This is a genomic window from Klebsiella michiganensis (assembly GCF_015139575.1).
GTDB lineage: Bacteria > Pseudomonadota > Gammaproteobacteria > Enterobacterales > Enterobacteriaceae > Klebsiella > Klebsiella michiganensis.
Genome location: NZ_AP022547.1, coordinates 520072 through 543632 on the forward strand (window position 1 = coordinate 520072; position 23561 = coordinate 543632).

Genomic DNA, 23561 nt, shown 5'->3' on the forward strand with positions numbered 1-23561 from the left:
TGACCTTTGACAGGTTGCAGATTCAAGCGCGGAGCGCTGCTGAAGATTTCTGCGTTGGACGGACTCAGTCAAATTTGTAACAAAGGTAACGAACTGCACTAATTTTCACCGCAGCAGATGATTTTTGCGCCTTGTCGCTGCTGCGCGTGGTTGGTAAAGTAAGCGGATTTTGTTTTCCGCCCCAGCTTTCAGGATTATCCCTTAGTATGTTAAAAAAATTTCGTGGCATGTTTTCCAATGACCTGTCCATTGACCTGGGTACCGCGAATACCCTGATTTATGTAAAAGGACAAGGCATCGTATTGAATGAGCCTTCCGTTGTGGCCATTCGTCAGGATCGTGCCGGATCGCCGAAAAGCGTCGCCGCTGTGGGTCATGAAGCGAAGCAGATGCTTGGGCGTACACCGGGCAACATTGCAGCTATTCGCCCAATGAAAGACGGCGTTATCGCCGACTTCTTCGTTACCGAAAAAATGCTCCAGCACTTTATTAAACAGGTGCACAGCAATAGCTTTATGCGTCCGAGCCCGCGCGTGCTGGTCTGCGTGCCGGTTGGTGCGACCCAGGTTGAACGTCGCGCGATTCGTGAGTCCGCACAGGGCGCTGGCGCCCGTGAAGTCTTCCTGATTGAAGAGCCGATGGCGGCTGCGATCGGCGCAGGCCTGCCGGTCTCCGAAGCAACCGGTTCAATGGTTGTGGACATCGGCGGCGGTACCACTGAAGTGGCGGTCATCTCCCTTAACGGCGTGGTTTACTCCTCTTCTGTCCGTATCGGCGGCGACCGTTTTGACGAAGCCGTTATTAATTATGTCCGTCGTAACTATGGCTCCCTGATCGGCGAAGCGACCGCAGAACGCATTAAGCATGAAATCGGCTCCGCTTATCCGGGTGATGAAGTCCGCGAAATCGAAGTTCGCGGGCGTAACCTTGCTGAAGGCGTTCCGCGCGGCTTTACTCTGAACTCCAATGAAATCCTCGAAGCGCTGCAGGAACCGTTGACCGGTATCGTCAGCGCGGTGATGGTCGCGCTGGAACAGTGCCCACCGGAGCTGGCTTCCGATATCTCCGAACGCGGGATGGTTCTGACCGGCGGCGGTGCTCTGCTTCGCAACCTTGACCGTCTGTTAATGGAAGAGACAGGAATCCCTGTCGTAGTTGCAGAAGATCCACTGACCTGCGTCGCTCGTGGCGGCGGTAAGGCACTGGAAATGATCGATATGCACGGCGGCGACTTGTTCAGCGAAGAGTAGTCAGCCTGAGATCCGGGTAGCTGGCCTACGGCTGCCCCGATCTTAACTGACACGAGAATACGCATAGCCTATGAAGCCAATTTTTAGCCGTGGCCCGTCGCTACAGATTCGCCTTATTCTGGCGGTTTTGGTGGCGCTTGGCGTGATAATCGCCGACAGCCGCCTGGGTACGTTCAGCCAAATTCGAACGTACATGGATACAGCCGTCAGCCCTTTCTACTTTGTCTCTAATGGTCCCCGGGAACTGCTGGATAGCGTTTCGCAAACGCTGGCCACCCGCGATCAGCTCGAACTGGAAAATCGCGCGCTGCGTCAGGAGTTGCTGCTCAAGAACAGCGACTTACTGATGCTGGGTCAGTACAAACAGGAGAACGCGCGTCTACGCGAGCTGCTGGGCTCTCCGCTGCGCCAGGACGAGCAAAAAATGGTGACCCAGGTCATCTCAACGGTTAACGACCCCTATAGCGATCAGGTGGTTATCGATAAAGGCAGCGTTAACGGCGTCTACGAAGGCCAGCCGGTTATCAGTGATAAAGGCGTTGTGGGTCAGGTGGTCGCGGTCGCGAAGCTGACCAGCCGCGTGCTGCTGATTTGCGATGCCACGCATGCGTTACCGATTCAGGTACTGCGTAACGATATTCGCGTCATTGCCGCAGGCAACGGTTGTACTGACGATTTACAGCTGGAACATCTGCCGGCCAATACCGATATTCGCGTCGGCGACGTGCTGGTCACTTCGGGTCTCGGCGGCCGCTTCCCTGAAGGGTATCCGGTCGGGGTGGTTTCGTCCGTTAAGCTGGATACGCAGCGTGCGTATACGGTGATTCAGGCGCGTCCGACTGCCGGTCTGCAGCGCTTGCGTTATCTGCTGCTGCTGTGGGGAGCCGATCGCAACGGCGCGAATCCGATGACGCCGGAAGAGGTTCATCGCGTAGCGAATGAACGCCTGATGCAGATGATGCCGCAGGTTCTGCCTGCGCCGGATGCGATGGGGCCGCAGATGCCCGCGCCGGCAACCGGTATGCCACAGCAGCCTCTGCCAGCAGGAGGGCAATAGTGGCAAGTTACCGTAGCCAGGGACGCTGGGTTATCTGGCTCTCGTTTCTTATCGCACTATTGCTGCAGATTATGCCCTGGCCGGCGGACATTAGCGTCTACCGGCCAAACTGGGTATTGCTTATCCTGTTGTACTGGATCCTCGCGCTACCCCACCGGGTTAACGTTGGCACAGGCTTTGTGATGGGCGCGATCCTCGATCTCATCAGCGGGTCGACGCTTGGCGTTCGCGCACTATCATTAAGTATTGTGGCTTATCTGGTTGCGCTGAAGTATCAACTGTTCCGCAACCTGGCGCTTTGGCAACAGGCGCTGGTGGTGGTCATGTTATCCCTCTCCGTGGATATCATTGTTTTCTGGGCAGAGTTTTTAGTGATCAACGTCTCTTTCCGTCCGGAAGTGTTCTGGAGTAGTGTAGTAAACGGTGTGCTCTGGCCATGGATTTTCCTGCTGATGCGTAAAGTGCGCCAGCAGTTTGCGGTGCAATAAGGTTGATATGACGACTCTGTATCTTGCTTCAGGTTCTCCGCGTCGGCAGGAACTGCTGACACAGCTTGGCCTCGCTTTTGAGCGCGTGGTTCCCGGTATTGAGGAACAGCGTCGCCCGCAGGAGAGCGCCCAGCAGTATGTGGTCCGGCTGGCGCGCGAAAAGGCCCAGGCTGGCGTCGCGCTGGCACCGCGCGATCTCCCGGTTTTAGGCGCGGATACCATTGTCATCCTTAACGGTGAAGTGCTGGAAAAACCGCGCGATGGCGGGCACGCCGCCGAGATGCTACGCATGCTTTCCGGAAAGACTCATCAGGTGATGACCGCCGTGGCGCTGGCTGATAAGCGGCAGACGCTGGATTGCCTGGTGGTCACGGAGGTCACTTTCCGCGTGCTCTCAGGGCAGGATATCGCCGATTATGTCGCCAGCGGCGAACCTTTAGATAAAGCAGGTGCATACGGTATTCAGGGGTTGGGTGGCTGTTTCGTCAGGAAGATAAATGGCAGCTATCACGCCGTCGTTGGCTTACCGCTGGTGGAAACGTATGAGTTGCTAAGTAACTTTAACTCACTGCGTGAAGAAAAGGGATAAAGATGACTGCTGAATTATTAGTTAACGTAACGCCATCAGAAACGCGCGTCGCTTATATTGATGGCGGTATACTTCAGGAAATTCATATTGAGCGTGAAGCGCGACGCGGAATAGTAGGCAATATCTACAAGGGTCGTGTCAGTCGGGTGCTGCCGGGAATGCAGGCGGCTTTTGTAGATATTGGCCTGGATAAGGCCGCGTTTCTGCACGCTTCCGATATTATGCCGCACACCGAGTGCGTGGCGGGCGAAGAGCAAAAGCAGTTCGCCGTCCGCGATATCTCAGAGCTGGTGCGTCAGGGGCAGGATTTAATGGTGCAGGTGGTGAAAGATCCTCTCGGCACCAAAGGCGCCCGCCTGACCACCGATATCACCATTCCCTCTCGCTATCTGGTCTTTATGCCCGGCGCTTCGCACGTCGGCGTCTCTCAGCGTATTGAAAGCGAAGCGGAACGTGAACGCCTGAAAAAAGTGGTCTCTGAATACTGTGACGAGCAGGGCGGATTCATTATCCGTACCGCGGCGGAAGGCGTTCATGAGCAGGAGATGGCAGCAGATGCCGCCTATCTCAAGCGCGTCTGGACAAAAGTGATGGAACGCAAAAAGCGCCAGCAGACCCGATATCAAATGTACGGCGAACTGGCGCTGGCGCAGCGCGTGCTGCGTGATTTCGCCGATGCGCATCTTGACCGGATTCGCGTTGACTCTCGTCTGACTTACGAATCGCTGCTGGAGTTTACCGCCGAATATATTCCGGAGATGACCAGCAAGCTGGAGCACTACAGCGGCCGTCAGCCGATTTTCGATCTCTTTGACGTGGAAAATGAAATCCAGCGCGCTCTGGAACGCAAAGTTGAGCTGAAATCAGGTGGTTATCTGATCATTGACCAAACGGAAGCGATGACCACCGTTGATATCAACACCGGGGCATTCGTCGGTCACCGTAATCTTGACGATACTATCTTTAATACCAATATTGAGGCGACCCAGGCGATTGCCCGCCAGCTGCGGCTGCGCAATCTCGGTGGGATTATCATCATCGATTTCATTGATATGAACAATGAAGATCACCGCCGTCGGGTGCTGCACTCTCTTGAGCAGGCGCTGAGCAAAGACCGGGTTAAAACCAGCATCAACGGCTTCTCCCAGCTTGGGCTGGTAGAGATGACCCGCAAGCGTACTCGCGAAAGCGTGGAGCATGTGCTGTGTAATGAGTGCCCTACCTGCCACGGTCGCGGTACGGTGAAAACGGTGGAAACGGTGTGCTATGAAATCATGCGCGAAATCGTGCGCGTGCACCATGCCTACGATTCCGACCGGTTCCTGGTCTATGCTTCTCCTGCGGTAGCGGAAACGCTGAAAGGGGAAGAGTCGCACGCGCTGGCAGAAGTCGAGATCTTTGTCGGTAAGCAGGTCAAAGTGCAAATTGAACCGCTCTATAATCAAGAGCAGTTTGATGTAGTAATGATGTAATCATCCGTTTTGCTTGCTGATGTCGGGATAAAGAGGCGGGCAAAAGGATGACGCGTAACAGGCTGACAAGGAGAGATGCGTGAGGCGACTGCCCGGGATATTACTGCTCACCGTGGCAACATTGATTGTTGTCGTCGCACTGCTGGTGAGCGGTCTGCGTCTCGTTCTGCCGCAGTTAAACAGCTGGCGTCCGCAGGTGCTGGAAAAAGTCTCCGCGATGGCCGGCGTACCGGTCGATGCTTCAAATATTGTCGCCAGCTGGCAGACTTTTGGCCCGACGCTTGATGTCCGCGATGTTAAGGCCGGCCTGAATGATGGCGGCCAGCTTTCCGCTAAACGCGTCACCCTGGCGCTCGACGTCTGGCAAAGCCTGCTTCATATGCGCTGGCAGTTTCGCGATCTGACCTTCTGGCAGCTGCAGGTTCATACCAATACCCCCATTCAAACGAATAATAGCGGTGAAGGGCTGAAAACCGACCGTATCAGCGATCTTTTCCTCCGCCAGTTCGATCACTTTATTCTTCGCGATAGCCATCTGAGCTTTCTGACCATCTCCGGCCAGCGTGCGGAGCTCACCATTCCGCAGCTTACCTGGCTGAACGGTAAAAATCGCCATCGCGCGGAGGGGCAGCTTAGCCTCAGCAGCCTGACCGGCCAGCACGGCGTGATGCAGGTGCGAATGGACCTGCGCGATGAAGACGGCCTGCTCAATAAGGGGCGCGTCTGGCTTCAGGCGGATGATATCGACGTTAAGCCGTGGCTTGGGCGCTGGATGCAGGACAACATCGCCCTGCAGAGCGCGCGGTTTAGCCTGGAAGGCTGGATGACTATCGACAAAGGCGATGTCGCCAGCGGCGATGTATGGCTTAAAAAAGGCGGCGCCAGCTGGCAGGGCGATAAAGAGAAGCACCATCTGTCGGTTGATAATCTGACGGCGCACATCTATCGCGATAATCAAAGCTGGGGCTTTCACATCCCTGATACGCGCATCTCGATGGATGACAAACCCTGGCCGCGCGGCGCGCTGTCGATGGCGTGGATCCCGGCTCAGGATGTGGGCGGAAAAAATGGTCAACGCAGCGATGAGCTGCGCATTCGCGCCAGCAACCTTAACCTTAGCGGTCTGACCGGGCTGCAGCCGATGGCGGATAAACTGGCTCCGTCGCTGGGCGAAATCTGGCGTACGACGCAGCCGGACGGCAAAATCAATCTTCTGGCGCTGGATATTCCGCTGCAAATGGCGGAAAAAACGCGCTTCCGGGCGGACTGGAGCGACATGTCCTGGAAGCAGTGGAAGCTGCTGCCAGGGGCTGAGCATTTCTCCGGCAACATTGCCGGGAGCGTAGAAAACGGTACTCTGCATGCCAGCATGACGCAGGCGAAAATGCCCTACGAAACGGTCTTTCGCGCGCCGCTGGAGATCGCCAAAGGCGATGCGACCCTCAGTTGGGTGAAGAATGACAAGGGTTTTATGCTCGATGGTCGCGATATTGATGTACAGGCTACCGGCGTTCGCGCTCGCGGTGGGTTCCGCTATCTGCAGCCGCAGGGCGACGAACCCTGGCTCGGTATTCTGGCCGGTATCAGTACCAACGATGGCGGACAGGCCTGGCGCTACTTCCCGGAAAATCTGATGGGCAAAGCGCTGGTGGATTACCTCAGCGGAGCCATTAAAGGCGGTCAGGCCACCGATGCGACGCTGGCTTATGGCGGTAACCCGCATCTTTTCCCGTACAAGCATAATGAGGGGCAATTCCAGGTCACGGTGCCGCTCAAGAACGCCACCTTTGCCTTTCAGCCTGACTGGCCCGCGCTTACCGGGCTTAATATCGACCTTAACTTTATCAATGATGGGCTATGGATGAAGGCCGATAAGGCGATGCTCGGCAACGTGACCGCCAGCAATCTCGATGCGGTGATTCCCGACTATTCGCGAGAAAAGCTGCTGATTGATGCCGACGTTAACGGCCCGGGTAAAGAGGTTGGCCCTTATTTTAACGAGACGCCGCTGAAAGAGACGCTGGGCGCGGCGCTGGATGAGCTCCAGCTGGACGGTAATGTTAGCGCTCGCTTACATCTTGATATCCCCCTGGATGGCGAGATGACCACCGCTAAAGGTGATGTCCGGTTGAACAATAACAGCTTGTTTATCAAGCCTATCGATACCACATTGCAGAACCTGAGCGGTAAATTCAGCTTTGTAAACGGCGACCTGAAAAGCGAACCGATGAGCGCGAGCTGGTTTAATCAGCCGCTGAATCTTGATTTCTCGACCACCGAAGGCGCGAAAGCATTTCTCGTGAACGTCGGGATGAACGCCAGCTGGCAGCCTGCGCGTACCGGTTTATTGCCGAAATCCCTGGACGGCACCCTGAGCGGCAGCGTGCCCTGGGACGGAAAAGTCGCGATTGAGCTTCCGTATCGCGGTAGCGCGGCCTATAAGGTTGACCTCAACGCTGACCTGAAGAGTGTAAGTAGTCACTTACCTGCACCGTTAGATAAGCAGGCCGGGGAGCCGTTGCCGGTAAAAATTAAGGTTGATGGCGGCTTAAGCAGTTTTAATCTGGCCGGCTCCATGGGGGCGAAGAACCATATTAATAGCCGCTGGCTGCTGGGTCATAAGCTGACCCTGGACCGCGCTATTTTAACCACGGACAGTAAAGCCGTTTCTCCGCTTCCCGAGCAGCCAGGCGTGGAGCTGAATATGCCGCCGATGGATGGCGCGCAGTGGCTGGCGCTGTTCCAGGGCGGAGCGGCGAATGACGTCAGCAGTAATCTCGTCTTCCCGGAGCAGGTCACGCTGCGAACGCCAGCGTTAACGATGGCGGGGCAGAGCTGGAATAACGTTAGCCTTGTCTCCCGGCCCGATGCCGGGGGAACGAAGATCGAAGCCCAGGGGCGTGAAGTCAACGCAACCCTGACGATGCGGAAGAACGCCCCGTGGCTGGCGGCCATTCGCTATCTCTACTACAACCCAACGGCGGCGAAAAGCCGCGGTACAGAAAAAAGCAGCGCCCCGCTGGCCGATACCAACATTGATTTCCACGGCTGGCCGGACCTTCAGCTTCGCTGCGCCGAGTGCTGGCTGTGGGGGCAAAAATATGGCCGTATCGAAGGGGATTTTGATATTCGCGGCGATACCCTGACGCTGGCGAACGGACTGGTCGATACCGGTTTTGGCCGTCTGACGACCGATGGCGTATGGGTGAGCGCGCCGGCGGGCGTACGAACCTCTTTGAAAGGTAAGCTGCACGGCAATAAAACCGACGATTTCGTGAACTTCTTCGGCGTCTCCACGCCGGTAAAAGGTTCGTCGTTTGATATCGATTATGACCTGCACTGGCGTGCGCCGCCGTGGCAGCCCGACGTTGCCTCGCTTAATGGGATCCTCAAAAGCCGTCTTGGAAAAGGCGAATTTACCGACCTCAGCACCGGTCATGCCGGCCAGCTTCTGCGTTTGTTGAGCGTTGACGCGCTGCTGCGCAAGCTGCGCTTCGACTTTAGCGATACGTTCAGCGAAGGGTTCTACTTTGATTCCATTCGCAGTACGGCGTGGATTAAAGACGGCGTTCTGCATACCGACGATACGCTGGTCGATGGTCTGGAAGCGGATATCGCCATGAAGGGGTCGGTGGATCTCGTGCGTCGTCAGCTGGATATGCAGGCCGTGGTCGCGCCGGAGATTTCTGCGACCGTGGGCGTCGCCGCGGCCTTTGCCGTTAACCCGATTATCGGCGCCGCGGTCTTTGCTGCCAGTAAGGTACTGGGGCCGCTGTGGAACAAGGTCTCTATTTTGCGCTATCGCATCACCGGTCCTATCGATCAGCCGCAAATTAACGAAGTGCTGCGCCAGGCGCGGAGCGACAAAAAGCAATGATTTGACGATTGTGCGTAATTACCGCACTCTCAATAGATAGCCTTTTTTATTTCCGCCCCTGAGGCGGCAACAAACGAGTAGCAAAACGATGAGTCTGAACCTGGTAAGTGAACAATTACTGTCGGCAAACGGCCTGAATCATCAGGATCTGTTTACCATTCTTGGCCAGCTGGCCGAGCGCCGTCTGGATTACGGCGATCTCTATTTTCAGTCGAGCTATCACGAGTCCTGGGTTCTTGAAGACAGCATCATTAAAGATGGTTCGTACAATATCGACCAGGGCGTTGGCGTCCGCGCGGTGAGCGGGGAAAAAACCGGCTTTGCCTATGCTGACCAGATTAGTCGACTGGCGCTGGAACAGAGCGCACAGGCGGCCCGCACCATTGTACGCGACCATGGGGATGGTAAAGTGCATACCCTTGGCGGGGTGGAACATCGTTCCCTCTATACCAGCATCGATCCGCTGCAAAGTATGAGCCGGGAAGAGAAGCTGGATATTCTGCGCCGGGTAGATAAAACCGCCCGCGCGGCCGATAAGCGGGTGCAGGAAGTTTCCGCCAGCCTGACCGGCGTCTACGAGTTAATTCTTGTCGCCGCCACCGACGGCACGCTGGCGGCGGACGTTCGCCCGCTGGTTCGCCTTTCCGTCAGCGTGCTGGTGGAAGAGGATGGCAAACGCGAGCGCGGCGCCAGCGGCGGCGGCGGCCGCTTTGGCTACGACTATTTCCTGGACTCGCAGGATGGCGACGTTCGCGCGGATGTTTGGGCGAGAGAAGCCGTGCGTATGGCGCTGGTCAACCTGACCGCCGTCGCGGCGCCTGCCGGGATGCTGCCGGTTGTGCTGGGCGCGGGCTGGCCTGGCGTCCTGCTGCATGAAGCCGTCGGTCACGGCCTGGAAGGTGACTTTAACCGTCGCGGGACGTCGGTATTCAGCGGCCATATGGGCGAACTGGTGGCCTCTGAGCTGTGCACCGTAGTGGATGATGGCACCATTGCTCACCGTCGCGGCTCCCTTGCCATTGATGATGAAGGCACGCCGGGCCAGTATAACGTTTTGATCGAAAACGGCATTCTCAAAGGCTATATGCAGGACAAGCTCAACGCCAGGCTGATGGGCGTGGCGCCAACCGGTAACGGTCGTCGCGAATCCTACGCGCATCTGCCTATGCCGCGTATGACCAACACCTACATGCTGGCGGGGAAATCTACGCCGCAGGAGATTATCGAATCGGTCGATTACGGCATCTACGCGCCGAACTTCGGCGGCGGTCAGGTGGATATCACCTCCGGGAAATTTGTCTTCTCCACGTCTGAAGCCTACCTGATTGAAAAAGGTAAAGTGACCAAAGCGGTGAAGGGCGCGACGCTTATCGGTTCAGGTATTGAAGCGATGCAGCAGATTTCGATGGTGGGGAACGATCTGAAGCTGGACAGCGGCGTCGGCGTTTGCGGCAAAGAGGGCCAGAGCGTACCGGTTGGCGTCGGTCAGCCAACGCTCAAAGTGGATAAACTCACCGTCGGCGGTACCGCCTGATACTTCTCAAGGCGCTTTCGCCCGCGGCGAAAGCGCAAATCACCTCCGCGGAGTCGCGATGAAAGCCGCGCGTCAGCAGCAGATAGTCGAACTACTCAACCAGCATCACACCTTAACCACCGAAGCGTTGTCCCATCTGCTGCAGGTCAGTATCGAGACCATTCGTCGCGATTTGAGCGAGCTGCAGAAGCAGGGGCGTCTTCAGCGTAGCCACGGGCAGGCGCGCGTTCTCCAGCGTAACAATCACAACGGCGAGAAGCCTTTTCATAGCCGCGTGAAAAGCCATTATGCCCATAAATCTGATATCGCGCGTACGGCGCTGGCGTGGATTGATGAAGGAATGACGATCGCCCTGGATGCCAGCTCAACCTGCTGGTTTCTGGCGCGTCAGCTACCGAATATGACCCTGACGGTATTTACCAATAGCCATCCGGTCTGCGTAGAACTGGGCCGCCGTGAGCGGATCCAGCTGATCAGCGCCGGGGGGCAGCTCCTGCGTCAGTATGGTTATTACGTTAATCCGGCGCTGTTCTCTCAGGTCAAATCGCTGGAGATCGATCTGTTTATTTTTTCCTGCGAGGGGATCGATAACGATGGCGTACTCTGGGATTCCAGCGCCAATAATGCCGCCTACAAATCGCTGCTTCTGAAACGGGCGGCACAGTCGCTATTATTAATCGACAAAAGCAAATTTGATCGTTCCGGCGAGGTGCGTATCGGCAATCTCCGCGACGTAACGCAGATTATTTCCGATGCCGGGCCCGATAATCTGTTCTTACCCTCTGTGGCGGGCTCGGGCCGCTAGCGGGCAATCCCCCGGCCGTGCATCCCCTGGTAAATCTTCGCCACCCCGACGAAATACTCAGTCAGGTAATTAATGCATACCTGTACCTTCAGCGGCAGCTTATCTTTCTCGGTATACAGCGCGTATACCGGTCGCGGATCGGACTGGTAGCTCGGCAGCAGGATCTCCAGTTCGCCGCGGTTGATCTCTTCGATCGCCCACATCAGCGGAACGTAAGCCACGCCGACGCCTGCCGTCAGCCAGCGCACCAGCGTCATCGGATCGTTGGTGACGAATCTGCCCTGAGGGATCAGCTTGGTTGAAATCCCTTCCGGAGCGATGATTTCAAATTCGTTATCCGGCCGGACGCTGTATTCCAGCCACGAGTGGCTGGCGAGATCCGCCGGTTTTTCCGGACATCCGGCGTGCTGAAGGTAGCTTTTTGCCGCGCAGAGCACCATCGGCATGGAGCCCAGGCGGCGGGAAAAGAGGCTGGAATCCTGCAGCGCTCCCACGCGAATAACCACATCCAGGCCGTCCGCAATCAGGTCCGGCGCGGGAATGCCTGTGACCAGATTGATTGAGAGACCCGGATGCTCTTTGAGCATATCGGCGGTTATGCGAGCCAGGACATTCTGTGCCATAGTTGAAGAACAGCCGATGCGCAGCGTACCGATGGGCGTATTGTTAAACGCGTACAGCTGTTCATGGACATCCTGGACTTCGAACAGCATTCGCCGACAGCCTTGATAATATATTTTTCCCGCTTCTGTTAAGCCAAGGCTGCGCGTACTGCGGTTGAGCAGCTTAACCTGCAGTTCATCTTCCAGTTTGGCTACCGTCTGGCTGATGGAAGAAACGCTCATCTGGAGCTGGCGGGCCGCGGCGGTGAATGAACCTAATTCGACCACTCTGGCAAAAACGGACATGCGTTTTAATCGTTCCATTATTCACTCTGGCTTAAAAGTGATTTAGATCACACATTATAGATAAGACCGCAATTGTTACGTTACTATATAGTTAGCTTAATAATAAACGCATCGCGCATATCACCTGTACGCTTCTTATCAAGGTCATCATGAGTCTGTTTCCTGTCATTGTGATTTTCGGCTTGTCGTTTCCGCCGATCTTCTTTGAATTGCTATTGTCGCTAGCCATCTTCTGGCTGGTGCACCGCCTGCTGGTTCCAACGGGCATCTATGATTTTGTCTGGCACCCGGCACTGTTTAATACCGCGCTATATTGCTGCCTGTTTTATCTGATATCACGTTTGTTCGTTTGAGGTTGATGTGAAAACACTAACAAGAAATATCCTCCGTACCGCAATCACTGTGATACTGGTTATCCTTGCATTTATGGCGATTTTTCGCGCATGGGTGTATTACACCGCCTCGCCCTGGACGCGCGATGCGCGTTTTAGTGCGGATATTGTGGCCATCGCTCCCGATGTCTCCGGCCTGATTTCGCAGGTGAATATCAAGGATAACCAACTGGTTAAGAAAGACCAGGTTTTGTTCGTCATTGACCAGCCGCGTTACCAGAAGGCGTTAGCCGAGGCTGAAGCCGATGTCTCCTACTATCAGACTCTGGCGCAGGAGAAACGCGTCGAAGCCGGCCGTCGTAACCGCCTTGGCGTCCAGGCCATGTCCCGGGAAGAGATAGACCAGGCGAATAACGTTCTGCAAACCGTTGAGCATCAATTAGCCAAAGCGACGGCAAGTCGCGACCTGGCGAAGCTTGACCTTGAACGTACGGTGATTCGCGCCCCGGCCGACGGCTGGGTGACCAACCTGAACGTTTACCGCGGCGAGTTTATCACCCGAGGCTCCACCGCGGTTGCGCTGGTGAAGCAGAATACCTTCTACGTTATGGCCTATCTTGAAGAGACCAAGCTTGAGGGCGTGCGCCCCGGTTTTCGTGCTGAAATTACCCCGCTGGGAAGCGTACACACCCTCAGGGGCACCGTCGACAGCATTGCTGCAGGCGTCACCAATGCCAGCAGCAGCAGCGATTCAAAAGGGCTGGCCTCTATTGATTCTAACCTTGAATGGGTACGTCTGGCACAGCGGGTGCCGGTACGTATTCGCCTCGATCAACAGCAGGGCAATCTCTGGCCTGCGGGTACCACCGCGACGGTGGTGATTACCGGTAAAGAGGATCGCGATACTCGCCAGGCAAACTTCTTCCAGAAACTGGCGATGCGCCTGCGTGAGTTCGGTTAATCGCCATGGGGATCTTCACCATCGAACTCCGGCATCTCCGCTTCGCCGTTAAGTTAGCCTGCGCGGTGGTGCTGGCGTTATTCGTCGGTTTTCATTTTCAGCTGGAAACGCCGCGCTGGGCGGTGCTTACCGCCGCCATCGTTGCTGCCGGCCCGGCGTTTGCCGCAGGCGGGGAGCCTTACTCCGGGGCGATCCGCTATCGCGGGATGCTGCGTATCGCCGGCACCTTTATCGGCTGTATCGCCGCGCTGGCGATCATCATCCTGATGATCCGCGCCCCGCTGCTGATGGTGCTGGTATGCTGCCTGTGGGCCGGATTCTGCACCTGGATCTCCTCGCTGGTGCGGGTTGAGAACTCCTATGCCTGGGGCCTGGCGGGCTATACCGCGCTTATCATTATTATCACTATTCATGAAGAGCCGATGCTGGCGCCGCAGTTCGCCGTTGAGCGATGCAGTGAGATTGTCATCGGTATCGTCAGCGCCATTGTGGCCGACCTGCTGTTTTCTCCGCGTTCGATTAAAAAAGAGATCGACCTTGAACTGGATAATCTGCTGATCGATCACTATCGCCTGATGCAGCTTTGCGTGGCGCATGGTGATAAAGATGACGTCGATAAGGCCTGGAGCGCGCTGGTGCGTCGTACCAACGGGCTGGAAGGGATGCGCGGCAACTTGATCATGGAGTCCTCGCGCTGGGCAAAAGTGAATCAGCGGCTGAAGGCGATCAATACCCTCTCTCTGACCTTAATTACTCAGGCCTGTGAAACCTATTTGATTCAGAATACCCGGCCTGAGATGGTGACGGATGATTACCGCGAGCTGTTTGCTGAACCGGTCGAGACCGTGCAGGACGTGCACCGCCAGCTAAAGCGGATGCGCCGCTTCTTGACCTGGAAGGGAGAGCACAATACGCCGGTAACAATCTACAGCTGGGTAGGCGCTGCGACGCGCTATCTGCTTTTGAAGCGGGGCGTGGTCGGCAATACCAAAATCAGCCGTATTGAAGAAGAAGTGCTGCAAGGCGAAGTGGTGGTGAAGGCGGAATCCGCCGAGCGGCACCATGCGATGGTCAACTTTTGGCGTACGTCTATCTCCTGTATCCTCGGTACGCTGTTCTGGCTGTGGACCGGCTGGACTTCAGGAAGCGGGGCGATGGTCATGATTGCGGTTGTCACGGCCTTAGCGATGCGTTTACCTAATCCGCGGATGGTAGCTATCGATTTCCTCTACGGCACGCTGGCGGCGTTACCGCTGGGGGCGCTGTTTTTCCTCGTGATTATGCCCGCGACGCAGCAAAGTATGCTGCTGCTGTGTATCAGCCTGGCGGTGATGGCCTTTTTTATCGGCATCGAGGTACAAAAGCGGCGGCTCGGTTCGCTGGGGGCGCTGGCCAGCACCATTAATATTCTGGTGCTCGACAATCCGATGAAGTTTGAATTCAACCAGTTTCTTGATAGTGCCCTGGGCCAGATTGTCGGATGCTTCCTTGCGCTGATGGTGATCCTGCTGGTGCGTGATAATTCGCAGGCCCGCACCGGCCGCGTGCTGCTCAACCAGTTTGTCTCGGCGGCGGTATCATCGCTGACCACCAATATGGCGCGACGTAAAGAGAACCACTTGCCGGCCCTGTATCGTCAGCTCTTTTTGTTGCTGAATAAATTCCCTGGCGATATCGCCCGCTTTCGTCTGGCGCTGACCCTGATTATCGCGCATCAGCGTCTGCGCGATGCGCCGGTACCGATAAATGACGATCTGTCGGCCTTTCACCGGCAGCTGCGACGTACTGCGGATCGCGTCATTTCAGCCAGTAGTGATGATAAGCGCCGCTACTATTTTGCCCGCTTGCTTGATGAACTGGATATCTACCAGCAAAAATTACAGCACTGGGAAGCCTCTCCGCAGGTGACCGAGCCGGTACGAAGGCTGGTGGAGATGCTGCATAAGTACCAGCATGTGTTAACCAACAGCTAACCGCCAGAACCGACGCCGAAGCGTCGGTTTTTTTATCGCTATACTTAACGCTCAGAGTATGAATTCCGCCGTCAGAGTGGAACTACACGCCGGGATGACCGGGCTATGAAAAGTTGCAGGTGTGGACGGGATGCGGGCAATGACTACCTATACCTTTGATTTTGATGAAATAGCTGAGCAGCAGGATTTTTATCGTGAGTTTTCTCGTACCTTTGCTTTAGCGCGTGAGAAAGTGAATAACCTGGATTCTCTGTGGGAAGCCGTGACCGCCGGGCTGTTACCCTTACCGCTGGAGATTGAGTTTATTCATTTAAGCGATAATCAGCGCCGGCGTTTCGGCGCGTTAATTCTGCTCTTTGATGAGGCGGAAGAGGAGCTGGAAGGGGAGCTGCGTTTTAATGTGCGGCAGTCATAAAAAAGCCCCCGACGGAGCGGGGGCAAGTCGTCGGATAAGACGACGAGGGTTTATTTGTACAGCTCAGCCGTAGCGTGCCAGTTATCGCCGGTACGGGCTTCAATAATACGGTAGCTGCTGGCGCCTTCTTTCTCAGCTTTAGCCGCCAGTTCCTGACGCATATCCATCGGCGCGCTGCCTACCTGAGAAACGGAAACGGTGCCCATGGACTGCAGATTTTGCGCCTGTTCGGCGTTCACTTGATTAACGGCAGCGTTTGCGCCGAAAGAGAGAACGGAAGCCAGACCCAGGGATGCGATGATAATTGCGCTTTTCATAATTTTTTCTCCAACCTTAATATTTGCAGCGGCGGGAGGCTTAATGAACCTGGGGCCGCTGGAGAGATTCTGTTTCAGTTAATGACCGACAATCGTTAAATCTTATTTATAAAGTTCAGCCGTTGCGTGCCAGTGGTCACCGGTACGTGCTTCAATAATGCGGTATGAAGAAGCACCTTCTTCTTGTGCTTTTTTGTTCAGCATTTCGTGCATATCCATCGGGGAAGAACTTACCGCGCCGACGGAAACGGTGCCGATTGCCTGACGGCCTTGAGCCTGTTCGCTGTTGATAGAGTCAGCGGCGAAGGCGCCGAAAGACAGAACGGAAAGGATGCTTAATGCTGCTACAGTGGTTTTGATTTTCATGATGTTCACCTCGTCGAATCTTTTTGTTGGGGGTCTTTGTTTCGTGACCCTCATCACAAAATCAAGTATACACTAATCACTGAAAATATTAATACCTTGCTAATTGTTTTTCATGTAAATAATTACAAAGAAATGTCTTTTTTATAACATATAAGAATTAGAAATGTCTTTTCTTCGCCATGCTTGGTCATTATGGCTAATAAAATCATAAGGATAGGTGAATTTGATCTTTTGTGCGCTTAAGCCGGTTTCATCACGTAAATGAATGTATAGAAGCGGAAAAACACACAAAATGTTAAAGGAATGATAATTTTTTGAAGGGATACCCTCTGGCGCTAACCAGAGGGAAGGGCATCAGAGTTCCTGCTCAAACAGGACGAGAATGGCGTCATGCAGCTCTTTAACGGTAAAACCTCTGGCCGGGGTGGTAAAGATAGTGTCATCACCCGCAATGCTGCCGAGAATCCCTTCGGCTTTGCCAAGGGAGTCCAGAAGCCGGGCGATCAGCTGCGCTGCGCCTGGGCTGGTATGAATAACCACGACCGAATCGTTATAATCGATATCCAGCACCAGGTTTTTTAGCGGGCTGGAGGTCGTCGGGACGCCAAGCTCGGCGGGCAGGCAGTAAACCATTTCCATTTTGGCGTTACGCGTGCGTACGGCGCCAAACTTGGTGAGCATACGTGAGACTTTCGATTGGTTGATATTATCGAAGCCTTCCTCTTGCAGGGCCTGAACGATTTCACCTTGAGAGCTGAATTTCTCTTCTTTAAGCAGCGCTTTAAACGCTTTAACCAGTTCTTCTTGTTTTGCCGAACTACGCATAAGTCACCCAATTATGGTGGTAAAAACAACATCATTATGCATAAACATGCATTTTTATGCAAATAATCCGCAGGGGAGAAGCGTAAATAATGTTATGAAGGGCGCATATTTTAGCAAAAAACCCTAATAAGGAACATGCTTTCGTCACGGCGCGCAAATTGCCACAAAAGTAAATGAAATGTTATTAAATGATGTTGTTCTGCTCAATGTGCTGGGTGTATTGTAACCAACAGTCGATCCGGTACTACGCTTTGCTGGATGGTCAGTCTCAGGGAGGAAAATGCGAAGCTGCTGCATCGCTGCGCACGACCACGCATTCTTCAGCCATAATTATTGTAATTGTTCATCTTGTGAATTAAGGTCCAGGCGACGGAGTAACGAAAGACTATTTTAACCATAATAAGGAGTTTAGGATGAAAGTTGCAGTCCTCGGCGCCGCTGGTGGAATTGGCCAGGCGCTTGCCCTACTACTTAAGACCCAACTGCCTTCAGGTTCAGAACTCTCGTTGTACGACATTGCTCCGGTAACCCCGGGCGTGGCGGTTGATCTAAGCCATATCCCTACCGATGTAAAAATCAAAGGTTTTTCCGGCGAAGACGCCACCCCTGCGCTGGAAGGCGCTGATGTGGTGCTGATATCCGCGGGCGTAGCGCGTAAGCCCGGCATGGATCGCTCCGATTTATTCAATGTTAATGCCGGTATTGTGAAAAATCTGGTACAGCAAATCGCCAAAACCTGTCCGCAGGCCTGCGTCGGGGTGATTACCAACCCGGTGAACACCACCGTGGCGATTGCCGCAGAAGTGCTGAAAAAAGCCGGTGTTTACGATAAGAACAAGCTCTTTGGCGTCACAACGCTGGATATTATCCGCTCGAATACCTTTGTTGCCGAACTGAAAGGCAAATCTTCATCAGATGTTGAGGTTCCGGTGATTGGCGGCCACTCAGGCGTGACTATCCTTCCTTTATTGTCACAAATTCCGGGCGTCAGCTTCAGCGAGCAGGAAGTGGCCGATTTGACTAAGCGCATTCAAAACGCCGGTACTGAAGTTGTGGAAGCAAAAGCCGGTGGCGGCTCAGCAACGCTCTCGATGGGACAGGCCGCCGCGCGATTCGGTCTCTCCTTGGTTCGCGCCATGCAGGGAGAGAAAGGGGTAGTGGAATGCGCCTACGTTGAAGGTGATGGTCAATATGCCCGTTTCTTCTCACAGCCGCTGCTGTTAGGCAAAAATGGCGTAGAGCAGCGTCAGTCTATCGGCACGCTGAGCGCGTTTGAGCAGCAGGCGCTGGAGGGGATGCTGGATACGTTGAAGAAAGATATCGCCCTTGGCGAAGACTTTGTGAATAAATAACGTTTCATGAAAAGAAAAGCCGGAGCCTGGGTTCCGGCTTTTTTATGGCTTTCTCCCACCCCTGAATGACTCAACCTGCTGGTAAATCTGCTAAACTCCCCGCGTCTTGAGCGGTAATAAACGAGGACGTTGTGAAAAAAATCGAAAGAAAGCAGACCAGGGACCACATTACGCAAATGCTCCGTTACGAGATCCTTTCCGGTAGCATGAAACCGGGGGATGAACTCGCGCAGGAGAGTATTGCCGAACAGCTGGGGCTTTCTCGTATGCCGGTTCGGGAAGCGCTACAGGCCCTTGAGCAGGAAGGGTTTCTGGTGCGTTTGCCAAACCGCCATATGCAGGTCGCAAGGCTGGCGCCTGACCACGTCAGCCATATTTTCCGGGCCATTGCGGTGATGGCAACGGAGCTTTTTTCATTGGTACCCGCAGCGGCGGGCGAATCGCTGGCGGCCAGCGCGCGCGCGCTGGGGCATTCCGGTGAGCGAGCGCGAGAGCTGGCGTTCCACGAGACGCTCATTTCTTATATTGATAATCGCTATCTGGAAAAGATTTATCAGCAGTTTTTGGATGGTTATATCGGTTATGTCATTCTGTATCTGAAAGAGGATAATCAGGAGTCGGCGCAAATACTCAGCTCTCTGATGGAGGCTATTCGTCAGGGCGATCGCGCCGAGATCGCGCAGGAAACGCAGCGTTATTTCCTCTCTCTGGCAGAAATAATGCGTCAACACATGAAGGATTGGGAAAGTGCAGAAGCCTCGATTAGGGAAAATTAAGCTTCTTTCAGCGAAAGAGCAGGTCGCGGCAGTATTACGTAAAGCTATACTGTCGCGAGATTTAGTTGAAGGGCAAGAAATTACCCTTGAAGGGATCGCCACCATGGTCGGCGTGTCCAGTATGCCCGTGCGTGAAGCGTTTCAGATACTGGCTGCGGATGGGCTGATTAAAGTCCGGCCCAATAAAGGGGCGGTCGTGCTGGGAATTAACGAACAAACGATCCGCGAGCATTATGAGATTCGCGCGCTGCTGGAGAGTGAAGCAGTCGCTAAAGCGTGTCGTCCCGGGACGGACATTTCGCGCATTGCCGAAGTGCATTACTCTGCGGAAAAAGCGCTGGCGGAAAATAACTCAGCTGAATATTCAGACCTGAACCAGGCGTTTCATATGGAGATATGGAACGCGGCGGGAAATGGCAAAATGAAGCTGCTGCTCAGCAATATGTGGAACGGGCTTTCGATGGGGCATAAGGTCACTGAGGAAGAGTACGCGATCATTTCCATCCGCGAGCACAAGGGGATTTTACAGGCCCTGGAGCAGCATAATGAAGCGCTGGCGCGCCAGCGAATGCGCGAGCATATTATCCGTTCGATGGAGAACATGCTAACGCGCTACGTCGAAGAACCCTCCGCTTGATCGCATCGCCTGTAGGACCGCTGCAGGCGCCTTACTTATTCATTTCATAAATAAGTTTCGATAAGTGACTGCTTTCGCAAGATTTTGATAAAGATCTCAATCCTGAAGCTTTCGAAAAAAACGCGTTGACTTACTCTTTGTATGGGAATAATTTCCCTCCCGTCAATATTGGATACAATATCATATATCATTGATGGGATAACTATAAATATGGAACCGATTACCATTACCCTATGTTTGCTGGTGTTTGCTATCGCCATGTTCGTGTGGGAAAAAATCCCCCTCGCGGTCACATCTATGGTGGTTTGCGTCGCGCTGGTGCTTACCGGCGTGCTCAATCTCAAGCAGGCTTTCGCCGGCTTTATCGACACCAACGTTATTCTCTTCGTCGCCATGTTTATCGTCGGCGGGGCGCTATTTGAAACCGGGATGGCGAATAAGGTGGGGGGCGTGATTACGCGCTTCGCGAAAACGGAAAAACAGCTGATTTTTACCATTATGGTCGTGGTTGGCGTGATGTCCGGTTTTCTCTCCAATACCGGTACCGCAGCCGTACTGATCCCGGTCGTTATCGGCGTGGCGGCGAAATCAGGCTTTGTCCGTTCCCGGTTGCTGATGCCGCTGGTTTTTGCCGCCGCGCTCGGCGGTAACCTGTCGTTGATTGGCGCGCCGGGCAACCTGATTGCGCAGTCAGCTTTGCAGAATATTGGCAGCGGTTTTGGCTTTTTTGAATATGCCAAAGTCGGTTTACCGATGCTGATTTGCGGCGTTATTTACTTCCTGACCATCGGCTATAAATTCCTGCCCAATCACCCGAACAGCGGTGCAGTTGGCAGCATCGGTGAACAGCGCGATTACAGCCACGTTCCGCGCTGGAAGCAGATCCTCTCTTTGGTTGTTTTGATCGCCACGATCCTCGGCATGATTTTCGAAAAGCAGACCGGTGTGAGTCTGGCGGTAGCAGGCTGTATCGGCGCGCTGGTGCTGGTGGTTACCGGCGTACTTACAGAAAAGCAGGCCTATAAAGCCATTGATTCTCAGACCATTTTTATCTTCGGCGGCACGCTGGCGCTGGCGAAAGCGCTGGAAATGACCGGGGCGGGAAAACTGGTGGCGGATCACGTGATTGGCATGCTGGGGCAAAACTCTTCGCCGTTTATGCTGCTGGTGGTGGTCTTTGCGCTGTCCATCATTATGACTAACTTCATGTCCAACACCGCGACCGTCGCGCTGTTAGTACCGGTGAGCCTGTCGATTGCCGCGGGCATGGGCGCCGATCCTCGTGCGGTGCTAATGGCGACGGTTATCGGCAGTTCTTGCGCCTACGCTACGCCAATCGGTATGCCTGCCAACATGATGGTGCTGTCGGCAGGTGGCTATAAGTTTGTCGACTACGCCAAATCCGGCATCCCTCTGATTATCGTTTCCACCATTGTCAGCCTGATTCTGCTGCCAATCCTTTTCCCTTTTCATCCGTAATGAACGGAAGCTGTCCTGACTAAGGAGCCTGTATGAGCAAAAGTGAACAGATATCCCATATGACCAATGTGATGGCCAAATTTGTGGGGTATACCGGCAAAGTCTTACCTGATGACGTCACTGCAAAACTGGAAGATTTGCATAAAAAAGAGACCAGTAAACTGGCTGACGTTATCTTTACGACCATGATTGAGAACCAGCGTCTGGCAAAGGAGCTGGATCGCCCTTCCTGCCAGGATACCGGCGTGATTCAGTTTCTGGTGGAGTGCGGGGCGAACTTCCCGCTGATCGGCGAGCTGGAAGCGCTGCTGCGTGAAGCGGTGATTAAAGCGACCGTGGATTCCCCGCTGCGCCACAACAGCGTTGAGACTTTTGATGAATACAATACCGGCAAAAACGTGGGTAAGGGCACGCCGACGGTGTTCTGGGAGATTGTCCCCAATTCTGACCAGTGCAGCATTTATACCTATATGGCTGGCGGCGGCTGTTCCCTGCCGGGGAAAGCGATGGTGCTGATGCCGGGTGCGGGTTATGAAGGCGTTACCCGCTTTGTTCTCGACGTGATGACCAGCTACGGTTTGAACGCGTGTCCGCCGCTGCTGGTCGGCGTGGGCGTGGCGACCTCCGTTGAAACGGCGGCGCTGTTGTCGAAAAAAGCGCTGATGCGCCCGATCGGTTCGCATAATGAAAATGAACGTGCGGCCTCGCTGGAAAAAATGCTGGAAGACGGTATTAACAAAATTGGCCTTGGGCCGCAGGGGATGTCCGGTAATACCTCCGTTATGGGCGTGAATATTGAAAACACCGCGCGTCATCCTTCCACCATTGGGGTGGCGGTGAACGTGGGCTGCTGGTCACACCGGAAAGGGCATATCGTTTTTGATAAAGACTTGAACTACACCATTATGTCTCACAGCGGAGTGAATTTCTGATGACGAAAAAAATCCTTACTACGCCAATTAAAGATGAAGATTTAGCCGATATTAAGGCTGGCGATATTATTTATCTCAATGGCCATATTGTTACCTGTCGTGATGTGGCGCACCGTCGCTTAATTGAAGGTGGCCGCGAATTACCCGTTGATGTTAGCGGCGGCGCTATTTTACACGCCGGGCCTATTGTCCGTCCGATTAAAGGCGAAGACGATAAGTTTGAAATGGTCTCCGTCGGACCAACGACCAGCATGCGCATGGAAAAATTCGAAAAAGAATTTATTGCAAAGACCGGCGTGAAATTAATTGTTGGTAAAGGCGGTATGGGCAAGGGCACTGAAGAGGGCTGCGCGGAGCATAAAGCGCTGCACTGCGTATTCCCGGCCGGCTGCGCGGTAGTGGCCGCGGTGTGCGTGGAAGAAATTGAAGATGCGCAGTGGCGCGATCTGGGTATGCCGGAAACGCTGTGGGTATGTCGGGTGAAAGAGTTTGGCCCGTTAATTGTTTCTATTGATACTCATGGTAATAACCTGTTTGAACAGAACAAAGTTATTTTCAATCAGCGTAAAGAGATAGTCGCTGATGAAATATGCCAGAACGTAAGCTTTATCAAATAATCTGGATGATATCATTCGCACGATAATGATGGCGTGATGTTTATGACGATAATAAACAGGGGCTCTGACCGGGCGGTCCAGGGAAATCCACCCTTATTATTTTCGTTATATACCCAAAAGATTTCGAGTTGCTTTGAGGCGGCAAGGGAGAGACAAATTCGTCTGGAACGAATTTGAACAGCCAAAGGCTGCCTCTGGTGAGGGACATGGATGTCCCTCATTACATCCCCGGGAGCTTACGCAAGTAAGTGACTGGGGGGAACGAAGCTGGCCAACAAAGAAGCAATTTGAAAGATGACGGGGATAAATAACATCATTATCGTGCCTCCTGCCCGAAGGCTATTTTATGACTGATGCAGCACTGCTATTAGGTGAAGGCTTCACCCTGATGTTTCTCGGCATGGGGTTCGTGCTGGCGTTTCTGTTTCTGCTGATTTTCGCCATCCGCGGCATGTCCGCCGCCGTCAACCGCTTCTTCCCGGAACCGGCTACCGCGCTGAAGGCCGCACCCGCCGCCGCGCCCGCTGACGACTTCGCCCGCCTGGCGCCGGTGATTGCCGCCGCTATTCACCACCATCGCCGACTTAACCCTTAATTCA

At 54.3% G+C, this 23561-nt stretch carries 23 protein-coding genes; 19 read left to right on the forward strand and 4 right to left on the reverse strand.

Annotated features, from left to right (window positions below; genetic code table 11):
- Positions 1 to 206 precede the first annotated feature (206 nt).
- From mreB to fucR, 8 genes are all read left to right on the forward strand, one after another.
- Positions 207 to 1250, forward strand: coding sequence for a rod shape-determining protein MreB (gene mreB, locus JLG71_RS02500; protein ID WP_002918653.1), 1044 nt, complete (start codon positions 207 to 209; stop codon positions 1248 to 1250).
- Positions 1251 to 1320: 70 nt separating this feature from the next.
- Positions 1321 to 2307, forward strand: a complete 987-nt coding sequence (mreC, locus tag JLG71_RS02505; RefSeq protein ID WP_004106252.1) for a rod shape-determining protein MreC — start codon at positions 1321 to 1323, stop codon at positions 2305 to 2307.
- On the forward strand, positions 2307 to 2795 hold the full coding sequence (gene mreD, locus JLG71_RS02510) for a rod shape-determining protein MreD (protein WP_004125830.1): 489 nt from the start codon (positions 2307 to 2309) through the stop codon (positions 2793 to 2795). The genes mreC and mreD overlap by 1 nt, the downstream gene beginning before the upstream one ends.
- Before the next feature lie 7 nt (positions 2796 to 2802).
- The gene (locus tag JLG71_RS02515) at positions 2803 to 3384 is read left to right on the forward strand and encodes a Maf family protein (protein WP_014839653.1); all 582 of its coding nucleotides are present in this window, start codon (positions 2803 to 2805) and stop codon (positions 3382 to 3384) included.
- A gap of 2 nt (positions 3385 to 3386) precedes the next feature.
- Positions 3387 to 4856, forward strand: coding sequence for a ribonuclease G (gene rng, locus JLG71_RS02520; protein WP_004125826.1), 1470 nt, complete (start codon positions 3387 to 3389; stop codon positions 4854 to 4856).
- 79 nt (positions 4857 to 4935) lie between these two features.
- On the forward strand, positions 4936 to 8733 hold the full coding sequence (gene yhdP / locus JLG71_RS02525; protein WP_064358920.1) for an AsmA2 domain-containing protein YhdP: 3798 nt from the start codon (positions 4936 to 4938) through the stop codon (positions 8731 to 8733).
- An 88-nt stretch (positions 8734 to 8821) separates the two neighbouring features.
- Positions 8822 to 10267: a metalloprotease TldD gene (tldD, locus tag JLG71_RS02530; protein ID WP_004854666.1), complete on the forward strand. Its 1446-nt coding sequence runs from the start codon at positions 8822 to 8824 to the stop codon at positions 10265 to 10267.
- A gap of 58 nt (positions 10268 to 10325) precedes the next feature.
- On the forward strand, positions 10326 to 11072 hold the full coding sequence (fucR, locus tag JLG71_RS02535) for an L-fucose operon activator (RefSeq protein WP_025108485.1): 747 nt from the start codon (positions 10326 to 10328) through the stop codon (positions 11070 to 11072).
- Here the strand turns inward: fucR and aaeR are convergent.
- Complete coding sequence (gene aaeR / locus JLG71_RS02540; protein ID WP_004854659.1) at positions 11069 to 11998, reverse strand: HTH-type transcriptional activator AaeR; 930 nt, start codon at positions 11996 to 11998, stop codon at positions 11069 to 11071. The two genes, fucR and aaeR, sit on opposite strands and share 4 nt — an antisense overlap.
- Before the next feature lie 131 nt (positions 11999 to 12129).
- Between aaeR and aaeX the strand changes: the two genes are divergently transcribed.
- The 4 genes from aaeX to JLG71_RS02560 all read left to right on the forward strand — a co-directional run bounded on the left by aaeX (position 12130) and on the right by JLG71_RS02560 (position 15661).
- Entirely contained in the window at positions 12130 to 12333 is a 204-nt protein-coding gene (gene aaeX, locus JLG71_RS02545) for a p-hydroxybenzoic acid efflux pump operon protein AaeX (protein ID WP_002918640.1), read from the forward strand.
- Between the two features lie 7 nt (positions 12334 to 12340).
- Positions 12341 to 13273, forward strand: coding sequence for a p-hydroxybenzoic acid efflux pump subunit AaeA (gene aaeA, locus JLG71_RS02550; RefSeq protein ID WP_004854657.1), 933 nt, complete (start codon positions 12341 to 12343; stop codon positions 13271 to 13273).
- Positions 13274 to 13278: 5 nt separating this feature from the next.
- The gene (aaeB, locus tag JLG71_RS02555) at positions 13279 to 15246 is read left to right on the forward strand and encodes a p-hydroxybenzoic acid efflux pump subunit AaeB (RefSeq protein ID WP_014227012.1); all 1968 of its coding nucleotides are present in this window, start codon (positions 13279 to 13281) and stop codon (positions 15244 to 15246) included.
- 139 nt (positions 15247 to 15385) lie between these two features.
- Positions 15386 to 15661 carry a barstar family protein gene (locus JLG71_RS02560; protein ID WP_004854654.1) on the forward strand — a complete coding sequence of 92 codons (276 nt, stop codon included), beginning with the start codon at positions 15386 to 15388 and terminating at the stop codon, positions 15659 to 15661.
- Between the two features lie 50 nt (positions 15662 to 15711).
- Here JLG71_RS02560 and yhcN-B read toward each other — a convergent pair whose 3' ends face one another.
- From yhcN-B to argR, 3 genes are all read right to left on the reverse strand, one after another.
- On the reverse strand, positions 15712 to 15978 hold the full coding sequence (gene yhcN-B, locus JLG71_RS02565; protein WP_004106229.1) for a DUF1471 family stress response protein YhcN-B: 267 nt from the start codon (positions 15976 to 15978) through the stop codon (positions 15712 to 15714).
- Between the two features lie 102 nt (positions 15979 to 16080).
- Positions 16081 to 16344: a peroxide/acid stress response protein YhcN gene (gene yhcN / locus JLG71_RS02570; RefSeq protein WP_004106226.1), complete on the reverse strand. Its 264-nt coding sequence runs from the start codon at positions 16342 to 16344 to the stop codon at positions 16081 to 16083.
- A gap of 354 nt (positions 16345 to 16698) precedes the next feature.
- Complete coding sequence (gene argR / locus JLG71_RS02575; protein WP_004106225.1) at positions 16699 to 17169, reverse strand: transcriptional regulator ArgR; 471 nt, start codon at positions 17167 to 17169, stop codon at positions 16699 to 16701.
- A gap of 413 nt (positions 17170 to 17582) precedes the next feature.
- Here argR and mdh point away from each other — a divergent pair, with 413 nt between their 5' ends.
- The 7 genes from mdh to JLG71_RS02610 all read left to right on the forward strand — a co-directional run bounded on the left by mdh (position 17583) and on the right by JLG71_RS02610 (position 23557).
- A complete protein-coding gene (gene mdh / locus JLG71_RS02580; RefSeq protein ID WP_004854646.1) occupies positions 17583 to 18521 on the forward strand; it encodes a malate dehydrogenase in 939 nt (312 codons plus the stop codon).
- Positions 18522 to 18652: 131 nt separating this feature from the next.
- Positions 18653 to 19297 (forward strand): GntR family transcriptional regulator, encoded by a 645-nt coding sequence (locus tag JLG71_RS02585; RefSeq protein WP_048263770.1) that lies wholly within the window; start codon positions 18653 to 18655, stop codon positions 19295 to 19297.
- On the forward strand, positions 19269 to 19934 hold the full coding sequence (locus JLG71_RS02590) for a GntR family transcriptional regulator (protein WP_014227009.1): 666 nt from the start codon (positions 19269 to 19271) through the stop codon (positions 19932 to 19934). The genes JLG71_RS02585 and JLG71_RS02590 overlap by 29 nt, the downstream gene beginning before the upstream one ends.
- Positions 19935 to 20144: 210 nt before the next feature.
- Entirely contained in the window at positions 20145 to 21413 is a 1269-nt protein-coding gene (locus tag JLG71_RS02595; RefSeq protein WP_200913960.1) for an SLC13 family permease, read from the forward strand.
- 32 nt (positions 21414 to 21445) lie between these two features.
- Positions 21446 to 22345: a L(+)-tartrate dehydratase subunit alpha gene (ttdA, locus tag JLG71_RS02600; protein ID WP_014227007.1), complete on the forward strand. Its 900-nt coding sequence runs from the start codon at positions 21446 to 21448 to the stop codon at positions 22343 to 22345.
- Entirely contained in the window at positions 22345 to 22962 is a 618-nt protein-coding gene (ttdB, locus tag JLG71_RS02605; protein ID WP_014227006.1) for a L(+)-tartrate dehydratase subunit beta, read from the forward strand. Before ttdA ends, ttdB begins: the two co-directional genes overlap by 1 nt.
- 346 nt (positions 22963 to 23308) lie before the next feature.
- Positions 23309 to 23557 (forward strand): oxaloacetate decarboxylase subunit gamma, encoded by a 249-nt coding sequence (locus JLG71_RS02610; RefSeq protein WP_048263772.1) that lies wholly within the window; start codon positions 23309 to 23311, stop codon positions 23555 to 23557.
- Positions 23558 to 23561: the final 4 nt, after the last annotated feature.

Excerpts from the sequence above, each read along its gene's own strand:
- rng (WP_004125826.1), top strand. The coding sequence starts at position 3,387 with ATGACTGCTGAATTATTAGTTAACGTAACGCCATCAGAAACGCGCGTC.
- tldD (WP_004854666.1), top strand. The coding sequence starts at position 8,822 with ATGAGTCTGAACCTGGTAAGTGAACAATTACTGTCGGCAAACGGCCTG.
- JLG71_RS02610 (WP_048263772.1), top strand. The coding sequence starts at position 23,309 with ATGACTGATGCAGCACTGCTATTAGGTGAAGGCTTCACCCTGATGTTT.
- JLG71_RS02595 (WP_200913960.1), top strand. The coding sequence starts at position 20,145 with ATGGAACCGATTACCATTACCCTATGTTTGCTGGTGTTTGCTATCGCC.
- ttdB (WP_014227006.1), top strand. The coding sequence starts at position 22,345 with ATGACGAAAAAAATCCTTACTACGCCAATTAAAGATGAAGATTTAGCC.
- JLG71_RS02560 (WP_004854654.1), top strand. The coding sequence starts at position 15,386 with ATGACTACCTATACCTTTGATTTTGATGAAATAGCTGAGCAGCAGGAT.
- yhcN-B (WP_004106229.1), bottom strand. The coding sequence starts at position 15,978 with ATGAAAAGCGCAATTATCATCGCATCCCTGGGTCTGGCTTCCGTTCTC.
- aaeR (WP_004854659.1), bottom strand. The coding sequence starts at position 11,998 with ATGGAACGATTAAAACGCATGTCCGTTTTTGCCAGAGTGGTCGAATTA.
- argR (WP_004106225.1), bottom strand. The coding sequence starts at position 17,169 with ATGCGTAGTTCGGCAAAACAAGAAGAACTGGTTAAAGCGTTTAAAGCG.
- mreB (WP_002918653.1), top strand. The coding sequence starts at position 207 with ATGTTAAAAAAATTTCGTGGCATGTTTTCCAATGACCTGTCCATTGAC.
- JLG71_RS02515 (WP_014839653.1), top strand. The coding sequence starts at position 2,803 with ATGACGACTCTGTATCTTGCTTCAGGTTCTCCGCGTCGGCAGGAACTG.
- ttdA (WP_014227007.1), top strand. The coding sequence starts at position 21,446 with ATGAGCAAAAGTGAACAGATATCCCATATGACCAATGTGATGGCCAAA.
- fucR (WP_025108485.1), top strand. The coding sequence starts at position 10,326 with ATGAAAGCCGCGCGTCAGCAGCAGATAGTCGAACTACTCAACCAGCAT.
- aaeB (WP_014227012.1), top strand. The coding sequence starts at position 13,279 with ATGGGGATCTTCACCATCGAACTCCGGCATCTCCGCTTCGCCGTTAAG.
- mdh (WP_004854646.1), top strand. The coding sequence starts at position 17,583 with ATGAAAGTTGCAGTCCTCGGCGCCGCTGGTGGAATTGGCCAGGCGCTT.
- aaeX (WP_002918640.1), top strand. The coding sequence starts at position 12,130 with ATGAGTCTGTTTCCTGTCATTGTGATTTTCGGCTTGTCGTTTCCGCCG.
- mreC (WP_004106252.1), top strand. The coding sequence starts at position 1,321 with ATGAAGCCAATTTTTAGCCGTGGCCCGTCGCTACAGATTCGCCTTATT.
- yhcN (WP_004106226.1), bottom strand. The coding sequence starts at position 16,344 with ATGAAAATCAAAACCACTGTAGCAGCATTAAGCATCCTTTCCGTTCTG.